This is a genomic window from Colwellia sp. 75C3 (assembly GCF_002836255.1).
Classification (GTDB): Bacteria; Pseudomonadota; Gammaproteobacteria; order Enterobacterales; family Alteromonadaceae; genus Colwellia.
Window position 1 is genome coordinate 87,882 of record NZ_PJAU01000061.1, and the last position, 16,167, is coordinate 104,048.

Below are 16,167 nucleotides of genomic sequence, written 5' to 3' on the forward strand. Positions count from 1 at the left end.
GTAAAACGTGCAGATAAATTTAATCTCACCACTAATATGCTAAAAATGGATGATATGTTACCGTGACAAGGCGTAAATGCAATGCTTAATTGCACTGAAAAATGACAAATAGCGTCCAATAGCAATAAATAACCTTGAAATGGATGAAAACGACGGTAATGACACAACAGAGTGAACAACATAATAAGGGACAGCGAAGAGTCGAGCGGAGAAAAACTAGTGATGTTTGGCGTTATATTCAAACATCACTGGCTGTAACGAGTTGGTTGCTTTTTTTAATCGCGCTAGTGATGTCTTATTATGCTGCGCCTGATAAAGATTATGGGGTGTTACGGTATTATGACGTTGAAATTCGCCAATTTTGGTTAACCCCATTAACTGGGTATCTCTATATTCTGTTATGGCTAAGTGCATTGGGCAGTTATTTAGCTCTCATTACAGACAAATACCGCAGTCGCCGCCGTAATGATAATCCCCACTTTAATTTGATGTTCTTATTGGGCGTTAATCTGTTTTGGCTAGTGTATATACTAGTCAAGGCACAATAAGCGACATTTAGATCCATGACCGTAAGTTATATTAGAGCAGCTATCACACAATCAACCAACGTATTTAGCAAGTCGATTAGCTAAAGCACTCATCTTCATCTAATACTGTTGCAATCGCATTTACTAAGGTGGTTAATTGCTTAGTATTAATGATCAGTGGTGGAATGATATAGATTAACTGGCCAAAGGGTCTGATCCAAACACCTAATTCAACGAAACGTTTTTGTATCTGCGCGACGTTGACACTTTCTTTACACTCAATTGCACCAATGCTACCCAGCACACGTGCATCTTTAACCCTGGTATGTATTGTTAAAGGTTTAAGTAGCGTATTAAGAGTGCTCTCAATGCCTTGTACTTGGCTTTGCCAATCATTTTCAAATAATAAATCAATGCTCGCATTTGCTACAGCGCAGGCGAGGGCATTTCCCATAAATGTTGGCCCATGCATAAAACACCCGGCGGCGCCTTCACTAATAGTTTGTGCAATGTGTGTGGTACATAAGGTTGCCGCTAGCGTGATATAACCACCTGTTAGGGTTTTACCTAAACACATTATGTCGGGATTAATACCAGCCCATTCGCAGGCGAAGAGTTTACCAGTACGTCCAAAACCTGTCGCAATTTCATCAACTATCAGTAATACATCATATTTATCACAGAGTAACCGACAAGCTTTTAAATACTCAGGGTGATAAAAGCGCATACCACCAGTACCTTGTACTATAGGCTCAATAATAAACGCAGCAATTTCATTATGATGCGCTGCAAATAAAGCAGATAGCTCGGTAACATCATTACTTGACCATGTTTCACCAAACTTAATTGTCGGCGCAGGAGCAAAGAAGTGCTGCATTAATACTTGTTCAAATATTTGATGCATACCCGTAACAGGATCGCAAACCGACATCGCAGCGAAAGTATCACCGTGATAACCATTTTTAACGGTAAGAAGCTTAGTTTTGGTTAGCGTGACCTTGTTTTTTTCAGCAACAGCATGCTGATACTGCAATGCCATTTTCATTGCTACTTCGACACTGACAGAGCCAGAATCAGACAAAAATACTTTATCTAAACCTTCAGGTGTTAAACGAACCAGTTTTTCACATAAGGTAATTGCACTTTGATGGGTTAAGCCGCCAAACATCACATGGGACATTTTTAATGCTTGCGCTTGCAGTGCAGCATTTAACTTAGGGTGATTATAGCCATGTAAAACAGACCACCATGAAGACATACCATCAATGAGCTGTTCACCGCTGGCTAAATTGATTGTTACCCCTTGGGCACTGTCAACTAAATAGCTTGGTAGAGGATCTGACATTGAGGTATAAGGATGCCAAACGTTTTCTTTATCAAAACGAAGGAGTGAATTTTGTTCAGATGGGGTCATGGTTGTATGTTTATCGTTCATTTGTTAACTAAAGTGCTCATTAATCGTTGACATCATGCTTAGTCTGGCTAGACTACCCGTTAAGTTAACTAGATGCAATTGGGTTTTATGTCAGATTTAAGTAGTACCGCAGCCGAGCAGTCACAGGCACAATCGTTAAATTCTATCCTTCGTCACAATTGGAATTTGAAGGAAGTAAATGCACTATTTGCTATGCCTTTTAGTGATCTAATGTTTAAAGCACAAACAATACATAGAGAAAACTTTAATCCTAATGAAGTACAAGTCAGTACCTTATTATCGATTAAAACCGGTGCTTGCCCAGAAGATTGCAAATACTGTTCTCAAAGTGCACGAAATAAAACTGACTTAGAAAAAGAAAGTTTATTAGCGGTTGAAAAAGTACTTGAAGCGGCGCAAAGAGCCAAAGAAATGGGTTCAACCCGTTTTTGTATGGGCGCTGCTTGGCGTAATCCTAAAGAACGCGATATGCCTTATGTTCTTGATATGGTGAAAAGTGTTAAAGCACTTGGTATGGAAACATGCATGACCTTAGGTATGTTATCGGAAGAGCAAGCGGACAGATTAAATGGTGCTGGCTTAGATTATTATAACCATAACCTAGATACCTCTCCTGAGCATTATAATCAAATCATTACGACGCGTACCTTTCAAGATAGACTTGATACCTTGACCAATGTTCGCAGCTCTGGCATGAAAGTTTGTAGTGGTGGTATCGTTGGTTTAGGTGAGAAAGCCGTTGATCGCGCATCACTATTAATACAACTTGCTAATTTAAACCCACAACCTGAAAGTGTGCCAATTAACATGTTAGTTAAAGTTGAAGGTACCCCTTTAGCGAATATTGATGATTTAGAAAGTTTTGACTTTATCCGCTGTATTGCTGTAGCCCGTATTATGATGCCACATAGTCATGTGAGATTATCAGCAGGTCGTACTGCGATGAACGAGCAGATGCAAGCTATGTGTTTCCTTGCTGGCGCAAACTCAATATTCTATGGTTGTAAACTACTTACCGCTGAAAACCCTGAAACCAATCAAGATATTGCTTTGTTTGAAAAGTTGGGTATAAATACTGAAACCGTTGCTGGCGATACTGAACGCTCAGACAATATAGTAAAAACAGCTATTGCTGACCAGCAACACAGTGATTTATTTTACAACGCATCAGCGTAAATCATTATAAATTCAAACTTGCTAGCTAGCGGTTTAAACCGCTAGTCGCTTTTTTGACATTAAAGGTTAAGGTATAACTTCACTTATGAACTTTGATTTTATTCGACATGATGTCAAAGAACAAAAAGCTAAGTCTCGATACCGTCAATTAGTGTGTAATAGTACCGCTAGCCAAGGTAAAGAAATCGTTGTCAATGGAAAATCCTACCTTAATTTTTCTTCAAATGATTATTTAGGCTTAAATAATCATGTTGAAATAAATAAAGCATTACAAGAAGGTGCAGACAAGTTTGGTGTTTGTGCCAGTAGCTCTAGTTTGGTTACCGGCTACCATTATGCTCATCAAGCTTTGGAAGATGACATTTGTCAGTGGTTAAACAAACCAAAATGTTTACTTTTCTCGAGTGGTTTCGCTGCTAACTTAGCATTATTTCAAGCGCTAGGTAAGAATGAAGAAAGTCATTTTTACCTAGATAAGTTGAGTCATGCGTCAATGATTGATGGCGCTTATCATAGCAAAGCAAGAGTTAAACGTTTTAACCATAATAATATTGACCACTTAACAAAATTACTTAACAATTCTGATGAGGGCGCAACTGACTCTCCAAGTAAACCTCCAAGTAAGTTAATTGCTTCTGAAGGTGTATTTAGTATGGATGGTTGCCAAGCTAAAGTGCTAGAGTTAGCGCAAGTGGCAAAATCCCATCAGGCCTGGCTTTATTTAGATGATGCACACAGTATTGGTGTTATTGGTAATGAAGGACAGGGTAGTAATTACTTTGCAGAGATAGATATTACTATGGCAACAATGGGTAAAGCCATTGGTACCAGTGGCGCATTTTTGACATGTGATGAAGACCTACATGAATACTTGGTCAACTTTTCTCGTCATTACATTTACTCTACCGCCATATCTCCTGCAATCGCTTGGGCCACCAGAAAAAGCATCGCGCTTATTCAAAAAGAACATTGGCGCCGAGAAAAAATCAGTGAATTAAGTGCATTATTTAGTGAGTTACTCAACCCAGAAATCGAGTTAGTTATCACTCAATCTTCAATTCATGCCATAATCATTGGCGATGAGAAAAAAGCACTTAACATCAGTGACGAACTCAAAAAACAAGGTATTTGGTTAACAGCAATAAGGCCGCCAACGGTTGCCACTAACAGCTCAAGATTACGCGTTACCATTTGCGCAAACCATAATACTAAAGATATTAAATACTTAGCAGAATGTATCAATAAGGCTATAGCTTAATGGTTCAAACAGAACAAGAAAAGACAAACCGAGTAAATATTGCTAAAAGTTTTGGTTCGGCCACTACTTCTTATGACGTATCAGCAAGGTTACAACGTTTTTCAGGTAAACATTTAATGCCTTGGTTACCGAACCGTAACGATCTAACCGTTTTGGATTTGGGCTCTGGCACGGGTTTTTTCACCGACTTATTAGCAGGCACTTATAACCAAGTTATAGGTTTAGATATTTCGCATGAAATGCTTCACTTTGCTAAAGAGCACCGAAATGAAAAAATATTATGGCTAGAAGGCGATGCCCATAAAATACCACTGCAAGATAACAGTATTGACTTTATTTATTCCAATTTAGTGATTCAATGGTTTGACCCACTCGGTGATGCGATAGCTGAAATGTTAAGAGTGTTAAAACCGGGTGGCTTACTTATATTTACCACCTTAGTTGATGGAACATTAAACGAGTTGAAATCTTCTTGGAAACAAGTAGATGATGATCAACATGTGATAGATTTTAAAAGCGTTACTGAGCTCAATACCTTATTCAATAATGAAAATGGTAAGTTGATCGAACAAAAGTGCCAAGATATTGTCTTGGAATATCAAAACGTAATCCATTTAGCGCGCGAGTTAAAAGGCTTGGGTGCTAATCATTTGGCACAGAAGCAAAATAGAGGCCTGTCAGGAAAAGATAAGTGGTTCAAAATGACAGAGCATTACCAAGATTTTCTAGAGCCTAGTGGTATTTACCCAGCAACTTATCGTTTGTTTTCTGGTTTAGTGGTTAAGTTAAATAACTAGTCACTTATGTTACAACTAATACCAATTACATAAGTGAAACTGCACCGCATACTCTATTTTTATTAGCCTTAGTTTTTATGATAAATAACTAAGGCCTTTATTCTCCGCAATGTGATTTTCCAACTATTATTCCAGGTAATCTTTTTACTAAGCCTTGCTTAAATAACTCATTAATTAAGAAATAAATATGAAACAATTTTTTATTACGGCTACAGATACCGACGCTGGTAAAACGTTTGTCAGTTGCGCTTTAATTCATGCGTTCACACAACGCAATAATACTTCGATAAAGCCGGCGTTAAAAGTTGCAGCGTTTAAGCCCATTGCAGCAGGTTGTGAATTAGTTGATGGTCAGCTTATTAATGAGGACGCAAAATTACTCAGTGAATTTGCTAACTGTGCTCAAAGCATTGCTCATATCAACCCAATTGCCTTTAAACAACCCATTGCACCACACATAGCAGCAAAAAAACTAAACCAGCACATTACGGTTGCAGATATAAATTTTCATTATCAACAAGTGAAATCACTTAACGCGGATATTACTGTAGTGGAGGGTGCGGGTGGATGGCGCTTACCATTAGGTCCTGTAACCATTGAATCAACAGTAACTGGCATCGATAACAAAAAAACGACTTATCAATTTCTATCCGACTTTGTTAAAACTACAAACCTCGAAGTTATTTTAATCGTCAATATGAAGTTAGGTTGTTTAAATCATGCGTTGTTAACGTATGAAACAATTAAAGCCGATGGACTAGAGTGTATTGCTTGGATTGCAAATTGTGCATCGAGTGATTCTATGGATAACTTGTCTGAAAATATTACTGAGCTAGAACAACTTTTGCCGATACCTAAAATTGCACAGTTTGATTTTATTGCTGATGTAGATGAAGAGGGCAACGACGTTTCTTTTTCAGAAAAAATTAATATAGCGGCAAACAAAATTATTTTATCTGTATTGATATAATCACGCTTCACCAAAATTTAAAGTACAGCTATAAGATAAATTAGCATCCATGGCTGAAGTTTAATTGAATGCTATTATAAAAATAAAACTACTTTTCTAATTCAGCAAAGCAAGCGCTTGCGATAAATCCTGAGCGCGTTTTGTAATCTGAAGATTTACTCACTTTATCATCAATTTGTGCAATAAGTAACTCGGGTAAAGTTACGTTTATTTTATGGCTCTTGCCTAAGTAGGGCGTAATATCAATGCTTATTATCGCCCAAAAAGCTTGCGAAAAGGTATGTGGGTTTTCTAATATATAGTTTTTTCTATGGCTATCTAGTCCCTTTGCATTAGGTACTTTTTCACCATATTCTGCCAAAATTGCGAGATGTGATTTTATGGCTTTAGTGACTTCCTCCATACCAATATCAATTGTTTTTGCGCTAATTGCACAACCAGGAAGATCAGGTACTGACACTTGATAATCACTGTTTTTTTCGCCTTGAGTAAACACTACAGCGTACTTCATTTTTAACTCCTAACATCACTAAAACCCTATTTAGTTATGGTAACTCCAATAACTCGAAATAGCAACAATCACATAACCCTAATAACTCCTTGCATTGCCCATAAATAACCCCAGCAACCCTATAGTCACCGCACCACGGTAACTCCAGCAACCCTTGTATCGTTGTGTAGGTAAACGTTTACTATTACTTAGAGGATTTAAAGGCGGCAGATAAAAGTAGTGAGACAGAAAAATTGCTATTATAATTAAGTTGCTTTAGAAGTCATTTCTTTTTTCACTTGGTGATCATTTAATTATGTGGCCAGAGTTATATTTTGGTGTGGATCATCAAGAATTAGATCTCTATAATAAATAAGAAAACACAGTGGAATTCGTCAGAAATACGACCTAATACTAGCCATAAACTTTTTGGCTATTCCTCCCAAGGTTATGTGACAACTAGGGAGCATATCAGGCTATTGTTTTATTGATTGAATAAGGAATACTATGAAAGAACTTCTTAACGGAAACCCGGAATTATTGATTACCGTTGTAGGCATAGGTGGATGTGGTTGTAATACAGTTAACATGCTTCATGAAAATAATTTATCTGGGCAAGTTAACCTTGTTGCGGTCAATACAGATCTTGCTGCTTTAAATAGCATTAATGTAGAAAACAAAATTCTAATAGGTGAAAACTTAACAAATGGATATGGTGCAGGTGCCGATCCTATTATTGGTTATCAAGCAGCCCAAGAAAGCGAAGAGTTACTTCGTAGTGCCATAATGGACAGTGACATTGTAATCATCACCGCAGGTTTTGGTGGTGGCACAGGAACAGGTGCAAGCCCTTTAGTTGCTAAAATAGCACGTGAACTCAATATCAACTGTTTAGCCATCGTGACCTTACCGTTTGAGTCAGAAGGGCAAATGCGAATGGATTATGCCCTACAGGGTATAGATGATATTAAAGAGCCAATACATGCTTATATTACGCTTTCAAACGATCTGTTACTTGCCGGCTTAGGTGAAAGCGTTGGATTATTCTCGGCCTTTAATCAAAGTAATGAAGTACTTAAAAATCTCTTGATTGCTCTAGTGCAGATGCTTAATGAAACAGGTTATGTCAATGTCGATAAAAATGATTTCTCAACCATTCTATCATTTGAAGGTGAGTCTATTTTAGGTGTTGGCAAAGCAGACTCTGAAGAAGGAGCGTTCGACGCTCTCGACCAAGCGCTAAATAACCCACTGGTTTCCATCGCTAACATCGATACAGCCAAAGGTATTATCTTTCAATTGTTTTGTAAATCTGAACCAAAATTATCGACTTACAATGGCTTAATTGATCATATCCGCACCAAGGTCACTAATCGCTCTGTACTTATTGTACCGGGTGTAAGTCTTGATCCTAATTTGTCTTCAGAAATAGAAATACTGATAATAGGATCTGGTATCAGTAGTGATGCAACAAAGTCTGTTAAACCATCAATTGTCATTGACGAAGAGAGCGAGTTGGTTAAACAATCGTTAGAGCCATCTGAGCCGGTATACATTGATGACGAGCTTAGTTTTATCAATCAAGGTGAGAGTATCAGTGATATACCCGCAATAACGCGTAAATTAATGGCAATCAACCGTAATTAACGAAACAATACTTTACATGATAATCATTCTTGTTTACATTTGGCGTTCCATCTATGTATTAGGAACGGTCGGCTAAGAAATTGTCGGCTGAAGTCAATGAAAGATAAGAAATTACTCAGCCCTAAATGTTTAATCGATCTCATCGAAAACAAGCGTTTTGGTGTTGAATATCAGCCCATAATTAGCACTAACAGCCAAGAGATTTTTGCCTATGAATCCTTGGCTAGATTCTATTCTATCGATAACGAACTCATCCGACCGGACTTAGTTTATGAGTCATTGCATAATAGCCCGTTAACTTTGTTTCAAGTTGAATACCAACAAAAGCAATTACAGTTATCTTATGCCGTTAATGATCATGATATTTTTGTTAACTTAGACCAAGACTCTTACTTTGCGAGTGGTGTTATTGATCAAAGCAATCCTTTCTTAAAATTGTTTAAATCACATTCAAAGTCGAATGTTGTGGTTGAGCTCATTGAAAACTCAGAAATAAACGATGCCATAATGAGTCTTGCCATGATTGATAATCTAGCTAAAAGCAATATCCAAACTGCAATAGACGATGTATGTAATCCTCAATCAATGATTTCTACCTCTGTTATACAGTTAGTTAATTACATCAAGCTTGATAAGTTTGTGATAAAAAATAAAAGCAATCGTAATTTTATGCTGCTGGTTAAATCTATTATTGATTATGCGCACAGTACTGATAAAAAAGTGATCCTCGAAGGTGTAGAAACGTATGAAGATTTAACCTTAGCAAAACAGCTTACCTGTGATTTTGTACAAGGCTTTTATTACCGTGATCGTTTTAAGAACGTTAGTTAATAACTTTAAATCAACTAACGAACACCATACACTGTATCTATATCTCGTATCATCTAATTTAAATAAAGAGACCTATATGAAAATTAACATCACCCCTAAGCTTAAAAGCAGCTTAAAAAAATCGATAAAAATTGTTTGTAGTCTGGTTAGCATTGTTGGTTTCTCCGCTTTTGCCACGGATCTTAAAGTAGGAGATGACGCACCAAATTTCAAATTACAAGCAACCACAGGTGATTATTACCAGCTGAGTGACTATAAAGGTAAACAAGCCGTGGTATTAGCTTGGTATCCGATGGCAAACACGCGTGGTTGTACTATTGAATGTAAGTCATTAACAGAGCAGGGACATCTGATAAGAGAATATGATGTTAGTTATGTTATGGCCAGTGTTGACCCACTTGATGACAATCGTGATTTTGCAGAAAAAACCGGGGCTGATTTTCCGATGTTAAGTGATCCAACAAAAGCAGCAGCAAAAGCGTATCAAGTATTGAATATGTTTAGAGTTGCTAGTCGGGTCACTTTTTATATATCGAAGCAAGGTAAGATAATTAAAATTGATGATGATATTACACCAAAATCTGCCGCTCAAGATATGGCAAATAATTTAGGTGCTTTAGGTATTACTAAGAAGTAGCCATGTCAAAACCCAATAAAAAAGGCCCAAGTAAAACTGTTGATATTTATTGTAAAGGCTGTAATTTCTTACTGTTCAAATACCGTAAAGGGGGCAAGGGCGCTTTACTCAAATGTTTTAAAGAGCGAATCAGTCAAGACTTTACAGAAACCCCTTGTACTTGCCCAAAATGTCATAAGGTATTTGCGCGAGATTGCTTAATTAGAGGTACACCGGCCTTTAAAATGATTGGTGGTAAAGTTTGGTGTAAATAACTTGTTATCTCTTTGTTGTCACTATGATTTAATTTTTGTCTGGAAACAATTAAACACAGTTTTAGTACAACTTAGAGCAGTTATAAATTTTGTGGTAGTTATCATACGCATAAATAACTTCTCTTAGGATTTGAGCATTGGATATCGAACAAGCAAGAATAAAAGCCATATGTCATCACATGACTACTATCAGTATTGATAACAAACCTTTTGTGCCTTTAATTAAGGTTAAACGCAGCGATGCATTGCTTGCGGGAAATATTAGGGTGATGTTATCGAAAAGGCGTTCTAATCGTATTCATTATTTTTTGCAAACGTATTCTAATAAAATAACCATGGTTAATGATGATTAACGCTAGAAAATCTTATCAATAAAATCACATAAAAATCCCGTCGTTTATCACAAGCAACGGGTTTTTTATGTCGACTACTTTTATTCAAAACTGACAATTAATACGTTATGGCATGCGTGATTATCTTTCCATTAATTACGTTAACCATTTACTATTTAAGCACCCAATTAATGTTTTTAGTCTTTTTTTGAGCAAATAACCGTTACCTAATGTGTTTACAATATTGAAATGTTTTTTATTTGTATTGAATAAAGGTATTTTGACTAAGTTAACAAGAACAATGCCTTATGCGGTTCCGCGTTACGTTAGTATTGGTTTGGTTGAGTGTGTGTTAATCAAAATAAGTTAATTATTCATCATTTAAAAAATGCATTTATTGTTTTTAGTCTAAATATTTATCAATACTTTTTCGAATACGTTATTATCTCTTTCTTATAAAATATATCCTTACAAGCTTGCTAACCTTGCACGGTCAACGTCAATAATCACTTAACCCTCTAGAGTTATAAACCAATATCATGACAAGAAAAATATTAACATTGAACGTGAAAAGAAAAGTAGTGCCAAAACCGGTAGAAGAAGTGGTTAAGGCCGTAGTTCATGAAGATCCACAAAAGCGTTTTATGAATGGCGTAGCTATCAATCCTGATCAACGTATTCAACTTGAATTAGGCTCTAAACAACACTCCATGCGAGCTATGGATTTGTTAACGCCAATAGGAATGGGGCAGAGAGGTTTGATTGTTGCTCCGCCAGGTTCTGGCAAAACGACCATTTTAAAACATATTTGCCAAGCTGTTGGGGAAGCTTATCCCGAGATAAAACTTTATGCGTTACTCATTGATGAGCGTCCGGAAGAAGTAACCGATTTTAAGCGTAGCGTGCCCGCGCAAGTATTCGCCTCATCCACAGATGAAAATTACGATCATCATCTACGTGTAACCAATGATCTGCTTAAAATCGCCCGTAAAGAAGCTGGCGAAGGTCACAATGTAATGATTGTTATTGATTCTCTGACAAGATTGACACGAGTATATAACGCCAATCAAAAGAGCAGCGGTCGTACCATGTCAGGGGGAATTGACGCTAGAGCCATGGAAATACCACGAAAACTGTTTGGCACCGCTAGAAACATAGAAAATGGCGGATCTATTACCATCCTAGCGACCATACTTGTTGATACCGGAAGCCGAATGGATCAAGTGATATTTGAAGAATTCAAAGGTACAGGTAATATGGAAATCGTTTTATCACGTGAGGCGGCCGAACGACGTATTTTTCCTGCGTTTGATATTGCTAAAAGTAGCACCCGCCGTGAAGAGCTTCTTCTTAATTCAAAAGAAATCGACAATGTACGCTTAATAAGAAGAGGGCTTACTAGTCTAAAACCTGTTGATGGCGCTAGAAAACTTGTTGAATTACTCGAAAGTTACCCAACGAATGCTGAGTTGCTGAATCATTAGATGCTGACTAACAATGGTGTTTTTCTATGTATACTACTTAAGGTAGTCGCTATTCTCAGGTGACAATGCCGGATATTAGTAACGATACGTTTACTGAACTCTACTGCGATAAAATAGAGAATTTGGACGTATCGGTATTGTTTTTAATTTTAATTAATACTTCAGAATAACTTGATGATTGTGAGACGGTTTTTGCAGCTAGTTGTAATCTATCGACTAAATGTTTATCGGTCTTCTTATTTATAGCAATAAATATATCTCTTTGTGCTTCTGGTACCAGGGTTATATTTACTATTTTGTTACTGTTTTTACCCATATCATTATAATGATTCTTAATGGCCTTTGGGTCTGTATAGATAAGATCGACCTTTCCTTTTTTAAATAAAATCATGGCATCATCGATGTTTGAAACGATATATAGATTTTTACTTTCGGTAAAGCCTTTATCTATAAGTGATTTATAACTATAACTATCTCTTGTTACAGCAACTAACTTACCTTTTGCTTGAACAAGTGTAGTAACAAAGTGCTCAGGTTTAGATTTTAGTGAAATGAAGGCTCTTCTTGATTCGTTTACTTTAATGAGCCAAATAAAGTTATCTTCTCTTTGCTTTGTTCGAGTTAAGCTCAATATAAGTGTATTTGGCTGAGTTAATACTTTATTAAGAGCTCTTGCCCAAGGATAAAACGCTACGGTCGGTTTCAGACTAGTTTCTTCCATTAACATGTTAAATATTTCAGCAGAAGGACCTTTAACTTGTCCATCTTCAAAATATTGAAACATCTTGTGAGATGAAGCTACCGCTTTTAATTCATATGCAGTTTGTGCGTTTAGATTAAAACTTATAACCAAAAGACAAATAAAAGTATATCTCACTTCTTTGCTCTCAAATTTAGAAACTACCGTATTGATTTACCATAACTTAATACGATGTATAGGAGAACTAAATAGTTTTACTAAAGGGATAAATATGACACCCTGTGATTAATGTGAGTAATTTCTGCAAGCGGAATGAACTGCTCATCTATATAGTCACTTTATAACCCGTGATTTACGGAATTAAATTTAAAATACAAAAAGGGAAACTTGTATGTTCGTTAAAAAAAGTAAACTAAGCCTTTGTGTGGCTATGGTAGCTACTCTTGCTGGTTGTGGGGGAAGTTCATCTCCCGAAGAACCAGAGGTAATCGATCCTGTTTTGACAACACCGACTCCAATAGTTGCCGAAACGGTATCACTTACGGGTAAAGTTATTGATGGTTATGTCTCTGGTGCTACCGTTTGGTTGGATTTAGATGGCGATAATAAATTTGATAAGCAAACTGAGCCGTCAGTAGTTTCTACTGAGTCTGGTGACTATATTTTTGAATTTACTGAAGAGCAAGCGTCTTGCGTCCCATACTCTACCATGTACGTTGATGTGCCTGTTGGTGCAATAGATGAAGACTTAGGTGTGGTGACAGAAGCGTACCAAATGTCATTTCCGCCATCAATAGAGCCTTTGTCAGATGACGAGATTCGTAACATATCACCTTTAACTTCTGTGATGTGGGGGCAATTACGACGTCAACTCCAAGGTAGTGGTAAAGGGAACTTAAGTTGTGCTGAACTTAAGGCGGATACTGAGTTACGTCTTGAGCTTAAAGGTGACATAGAAGACGTAATGCTAAATCTGGTTGCTCATTACAATTTATCGGCAGATCAAATCTATTCAGATTTTATTGCTAATAATGACAGTGCTGCTTATGACAAAGCTCAGTCTATTGTTACTGGCTTGAAAGCGGCTTATAAACATAAAAAAGCGTTGGAGATTGAATATCCAAACGCCGCTGAAATTCGAGTAGTCATCTATCAAGATAAGGTTAAAGATGAAGAATACAGCTTTAATGATGCTTGGTATCGCGATGAAATTATCTTTATGGGTACTGAAGACTTTATCGAGTTTGTCAAACTTACAGATACCGGTTCATTAAACAAAGTTGACGTCGTTTTAACTAAACTGCATGAGTTGGGTGAGACATGGGGAGATCAGTCACTAAAAGGTTGGTTGAGCATTCGTGAAGATGTATATATCAATGAAGACCATACCTACCGCTGTGGCAATATTGAGCGCGTGAGTTTTGAAAAAGATGGTATTCATTATGAACTTGGCAATACCATACCTACTGTTAACTTTCCAACGCTTAATGAATGCATCAATACCAGTTTAGAGAATCCTGATGAGCGAAGTTTTAGCTTACGTTACGCTGAAACTGATTATGAGTATGGTGCTGAATTTAACTTTAGAGATATGAACGCAGACTTTCAAACATTATCTAATTGGATAGACGTAAAAGGCAAAGCAGCAGACTTAAACCCTGAAGAGTTGTTTACTGCTTTTGATGTTATGCCTTATCGGTTTGATGATGAAGTTGCTATTGATGTGAGTTACTGGCGTAAAAGTAAGGCCACAGGCGATGTAGTAATCCACAAAAATAATGAAGGTAAATGGCGCAAAGAAACTAAGCAAGATGACGGTACAACTGTCTATGAGTGTGGTATCGATGGTACTAATTGGGGGCTGTGCTCTTAAAGGATATCCATTTAAAACGCTTTAATTAAATACCAGCTATATGCTGGTATTTTTTATGCAGTTAACTTCAGTAAAACATAATTTGGCTACCTGCATAATTAATTCACTTCATTTACTTAGAGAAACAACCTATATAAAAGTATAAATAGATTGAAATAACTTTCAACACTCTGTAGGTTTATTGACCTACTATCAGGCAAAGACAAAGGAAAGTTATGATCGACTATTATAAAAAGAAAAGTGCCGAGTATTCTGAAAAAGCCCGTGTTGCCCAGGAAAATAAAGAAGATTATGAGCAATATAAAAGTGAAGCAGAAGCTTACGATAAGCGTATTGCGGAACTAGAATCTTGTTAAATTGAATTTAAGGCGTTACCTACGCCTTTTGTATGAAGCTTAAATTGATAATGAAAGCCAAGTAATAGCTACAGATGAGTTGAAGCTGACTTTAATTGCTATTGCTCGGCGTTTAATATGTATTTTCATTCCAGAACAACTACTGACAATACACCTACCCACAAGATTTTATTCTTCAATTGAGTGATCTGTGTATAGCATTGCATTGCTGATAACTTCAAACTAATTGCCTCAAGATGCTTTCTTTTGGTTAAACCCATGTTGCTCAACATACACATAAGCTAATTCAATCAAGCCAAAATAATAACAAAGTATATGCGAACGCTCGATAACAGTGTCATTAGGCATATTTCATCGTGTATGACGTTGAGAAAAGTAGCGATGCGTGCTGGTGGTTGGTGTTGTTGTTGTTGAGGCAATTTATTCAATCCTTTAAAGTGATTTGCTACTAATCAACTTTAGCTCACGAAAGATAATATTCATGGCTATAATAAGATATTCAAACGGACAATATATCGTTGTCTTTGTTCGTTAATCACAATAATAACCAACTTATATTAGTCGCTTAATATAGCGTTAACCATTTTCAGGTGAATTATGAAATTTTCTAAACACTTTAAGTTTTCTGACTGGCCTAACAAAGATATACCGAGTGTGGCTGCAGGTATTTATGCTATTTGGAATGATGATGAGCTTTTTTATTGCGGAATGTCTGGGAGTGAAATCGAGAAAAACCAGCACAAGAAACAGTACGGACTCGTTACAACACTGAACAGTCATGCTATAGGCCGTTTAAGTGGTGATCAGTTTTGTGTCTATGTCGCCAATAGACTGGTTATACCAACGCTTACGCAAGGCGACTTACCTTTATTTGCCAATGGTCAATTAAAGTTAGATACACTGACCAAGCGATACATTCATGAGCATTTAGAGTATCAATATGTTTTAGTCGACAGCAGCGCTGAAGCATATTCGGTTGAAACAGAGGCAAGAAACGGTAAGTTGTTTGGTCAAAAACCAATGCTTAATCCAATTAACTAAATCTTATGGCTTACTTAGCTTAATTCTTTCTTTAGCCGCTTGTTTTACCCAAACAGTATATGCAAGCTTTGATAGGTGAATGCCATCTTTCGCTAACAACTCAGGCTAAAAGATAAGTAAAATAATTCCGGTTAGCTATGAGTTAGACAGACACAAAAAAGCCACTTAAAACAGTTCGTTGAACTATCACTAAGCGGCTGATTTGTTTTACTTAATATGGTCGGAGTAGACAGATTCGAACTGTCGACCTCACGCCCCCCAGGCGCGCGCGCTACCAAGCTGCGCTATACCCCGACAATGTAAACTAAATAAGTTTACCGCTTGTATCTTAATGATTTATCGAGGTAATGCAATGATAA

Annotated in this window: 17 protein-coding genes and 1 tRNA gene; 14 read left to right on the forward strand and 4 right to left on the reverse strand. The window is 36.9% G+C overall.

Annotation, left to right across the window (positions count from 1 at the left end):
• The first annotated feature begins 143 nt into the window (after positions 1-143).
• Positions 144-548, forward strand: coding sequence for a hypothetical protein (locus CXF85_RS21595; RefSeq protein ID WP_232771312.1), 405 nt, complete (start codon positions 144-146; stop codon positions 546-548).
• Positions 549-624: 76 nt separating this feature from the next.
• On the opposite strand, the gene bioA is transcribed toward CXF85_RS21595, so the two are convergent.
• Positions 625-1,962, reverse strand: a complete 1,338-nt coding sequence (gene bioA / locus CXF85_RS21600) for an adenosylmethionine--8-amino-7-oxononanoate transaminase (RefSeq protein ID WP_101230719.1) — start codon at positions 1,960-1,962, stop codon at positions 625-627.
• Between the two features lie 87 nt (positions 1,963-2,049).
• On the opposite strand from bioA, the gene bioB reads away from it, so the two are divergent.
• The 4 genes from bioB (at position 2,050) to bioD (ending at position 6,163) form a co-directional block, all read left to right on the forward strand.
• Positions 2,050-3,138 carry a biotin synthase BioB gene (gene bioB / locus CXF85_RS21605; protein ID WP_101230932.1) on the forward strand — a complete coding sequence of 363 codons (1,089 nt, stop codon included), beginning with the start codon at positions 2,050-2,052 and terminating at the stop codon, positions 3,136-3,138.
• An 85-nt stretch (positions 3,139-3,223) separates the two neighbouring features.
• A complete protein-coding gene (locus CXF85_RS21610; protein WP_101230720.1) occupies positions 3,224-4,396 on the forward strand; it encodes an aminotransferase class I/II-fold pyridoxal phosphate-dependent enzyme in 1,173 nt (390 codons plus the stop codon).
• Positions 4,396-5,193 (forward strand): malonyl-ACP O-methyltransferase BioC, encoded by a 798-nt coding sequence (gene bioC / locus CXF85_RS21615; RefSeq protein ID WP_101230721.1) that lies wholly within the window; start codon positions 4,396-4,398, stop codon positions 5,191-5,193. Before CXF85_RS21610 ends, bioC begins: the two co-directional genes overlap by 1 nt.
• A 187-nt stretch (positions 5,194-5,380) precedes the next feature.
• A complete protein-coding gene (gene bioD, locus CXF85_RS21620) occupies positions 5,381-6,163 on the forward strand; it encodes a dethiobiotin synthase (protein WP_101230722.1) in 783 nt (260 codons plus the stop codon).
• Positions 6,164-6,251: 88 nt separating this feature from the next.
• Here the strand turns inward: bioD and CXF85_RS21625 are convergent, their stop codons facing one another.
• Positions 6,252-6,674: a type II toxin-antitoxin system HicB family antitoxin gene (locus CXF85_RS21625; protein ID WP_101230723.1), complete on the reverse strand. Its 423-nt coding sequence runs from the start codon at positions 6,672-6,674 to the stop codon at positions 6,252-6,254.
• A 486-nt stretch (positions 6,675-7,160) separates the two neighbouring features.
• Here CXF85_RS21625 and CXF85_RS21630 point away from each other — a divergent pair, with 486 nt between their 5' ends.
• The 6 genes from CXF85_RS21630 (at position 7,161) to rho (ending at position 11,838) form a co-directional block, all read left to right on the forward strand.
• Positions 7,161-8,300, forward strand: a complete 1,140-nt coding sequence (locus CXF85_RS21630) for a cell division protein FtsZ (RefSeq protein WP_101230724.1) — start codon at positions 7,161-7,163, stop codon at positions 8,298-8,300.
• A gap of 96 nt (positions 8,301-8,396) precedes the next feature.
• Positions 8,397-9,131: an EAL domain-containing protein gene (locus tag CXF85_RS21635; RefSeq protein ID WP_101230725.1), complete on the forward strand. Its 735-nt coding sequence runs from the start codon at positions 8,397-8,399 to the stop codon at positions 9,129-9,131.
• A 76-nt stretch (positions 9,132-9,207) separates the two neighbouring features.
• Positions 9,208-9,768 carry a peroxiredoxin family protein gene (locus tag CXF85_RS21640; RefSeq protein WP_101230726.1) on the forward strand — a complete coding sequence of 187 codons (561 nt, stop codon included), beginning with the start codon at positions 9,208-9,210 and terminating at the stop codon, positions 9,766-9,768.
• 2 nt (positions 9,769-9,770) lie between these two features.
• Positions 9,771-10,022 (forward strand): hypothetical protein, encoded by a 252-nt coding sequence (locus CXF85_RS21645; RefSeq protein WP_101230727.1) that lies wholly within the window; start codon positions 9,771-9,773, stop codon positions 10,020-10,022.
• Positions 10,023-10,159: 137 nt separating this feature from the next.
• Entirely contained in the window at positions 10,160-10,375 is a 216-nt protein-coding gene (locus CXF85_RS21650; protein WP_101230728.1) for a hypothetical protein, read from the forward strand.
• Between the two features lie 518 nt (positions 10,376-10,893).
• A complete protein-coding gene (gene rho / locus CXF85_RS21655; RefSeq protein WP_101230729.1) occupies positions 10,894-11,838 on the forward strand; it encodes a transcription termination factor Rho in 945 nt (314 codons plus the stop codon).
• 100 nt (positions 11,839-11,938) lie between these two features.
• Here rho and CXF85_RS21660 read toward each other — a convergent pair whose 3' ends face one another.
• Positions 11,939-12,715 carry a substrate-binding periplasmic protein gene (locus CXF85_RS21660; RefSeq protein ID WP_157829161.1) on the reverse strand — a complete coding sequence of 259 codons (777 nt, stop codon included), beginning with the start codon at positions 12,713-12,715 and terminating at the stop codon, positions 11,939-11,941.
• A gap of 214 nt (positions 12,716-12,929) precedes the next feature.
• Here CXF85_RS21660 and CXF85_RS21665 point away from each other — a divergent pair, with 214 nt between their 5' ends.
• The 3 genes from CXF85_RS21665 (at position 12,930) to CXF85_RS21670 (ending at position 15,808) form a co-directional block, all read left to right on the forward strand.
• The gene (locus tag CXF85_RS21665; protein ID WP_101230731.1) at positions 12,930-14,411 is read left to right on the forward strand and encodes a hypothetical protein; all 1,482 of its coding nucleotides are present in this window, start codon (positions 12,930-12,932) and stop codon (positions 14,409-14,411) included.
• A gap of 215 nt (positions 14,412-14,626) precedes the next feature.
• Entirely contained in the window at positions 14,627-14,767 is a 141-nt protein-coding gene (locus CXF85_RS22885; protein WP_157829162.1) for a hypothetical protein, read from the forward strand.
• A 597-nt stretch (positions 14,768-15,364) separates the two neighbouring features.
• Positions 15,365-15,808, forward strand: a complete 444-nt coding sequence (locus tag CXF85_RS21670) for a hypothetical protein (protein WP_101230732.1) — start codon at positions 15,365-15,367, stop codon at positions 15,806-15,808.
• Positions 15,809-16,025: 217 nt separating this feature from the next.
• On the opposite strand, the gene CXF85_RS21675 is transcribed toward CXF85_RS21670, so the two are convergent.
• Positions 16,026-16,102 (reverse strand) — tRNA-Pro (locus CXF85_RS21675).
• Between the last annotated feature and the right edge of the window lie 65 nt (positions 16,103-16,167).

Coding starts and splice junctions, on each gene's coding strand:
- CXF85_RS21595 (WP_232771312.1), top strand. CDS start 144: ATGAAAACGACGGTAATGACACAACAGAGTGAACAACATAATAAGGGA.
- bioA (WP_101230719.1), bottom strand. CDS start 1,962: ATGAACGATAAACATACAACCATGACCCCATCTGAACAAAATTCACTC.
- bioB (WP_101230932.1), top strand. CDS start 2,050: ATGTCAGATTTAAGTAGTACCGCAGCCGAGCAGTCACAGGCACAATCG.
- CXF85_RS21610 (WP_101230720.1), top strand. CDS start 3,224: ATGAACTTTGATTTTATTCGACATGATGTCAAAGAACAAAAAGCTAAG.
- bioC (WP_101230721.1), top strand. CDS start 4,396: ATGGTTCAAACAGAACAAGAAAAGACAAACCGAGTAAATATTGCTAAA.
- bioD (WP_101230722.1), top strand. CDS start 5,381: ATGAAACAATTTTTTATTACGGCTACAGATACCGACGCTGGTAAAACG.
- CXF85_RS21625 (WP_101230723.1), bottom strand. CDS start 6,674: ATGAAGTACGCTGTAGTGTTTACTCAAGGCGAAAAAAACAGTGATTAT.
- CXF85_RS21630 (WP_101230724.1), top strand. CDS start 7,161: ATGAAAGAACTTCTTAACGGAAACCCGGAATTATTGATTACCGTTGTA.
- CXF85_RS21635 (WP_101230725.1), top strand. CDS start 8,397: ATGAAAGATAAGAAATTACTCAGCCCTAAATGTTTAATCGATCTCATC.
- CXF85_RS21640 (WP_101230726.1), top strand. CDS start 9,208: ATGAAAATTAACATCACCCCTAAGCTTAAAAGCAGCTTAAAAAAATCG.
- CXF85_RS21645 (WP_101230727.1), top strand. CDS start 9,771: ATGTCAAAACCCAATAAAAAAGGCCCAAGTAAAACTGTTGATATTTAT.
- rho (WP_101230729.1), top strand. CDS start 10,894: ATGACAAGAAAAATATTAACATTGAACGTGAAAAGAAAAGTAGTGCCA.
- CXF85_RS21665 (WP_101230731.1), top strand. CDS start 12,930: ATGTTCGTTAAAAAAAGTAAACTAAGCCTTTGTGTGGCTATGGTAGCT.
- CXF85_RS22885 (WP_157829162.1), top strand. CDS start 14,627: ATGATCGACTATTATAAAAAGAAAAGTGCCGAGTATTCTGAAAAAGCC.
- CXF85_RS21670 (WP_101230732.1), top strand. CDS start 15,365: ATGAAATTTTCTAAACACTTTAAGTTTTCTGACTGGCCTAACAAAGAT.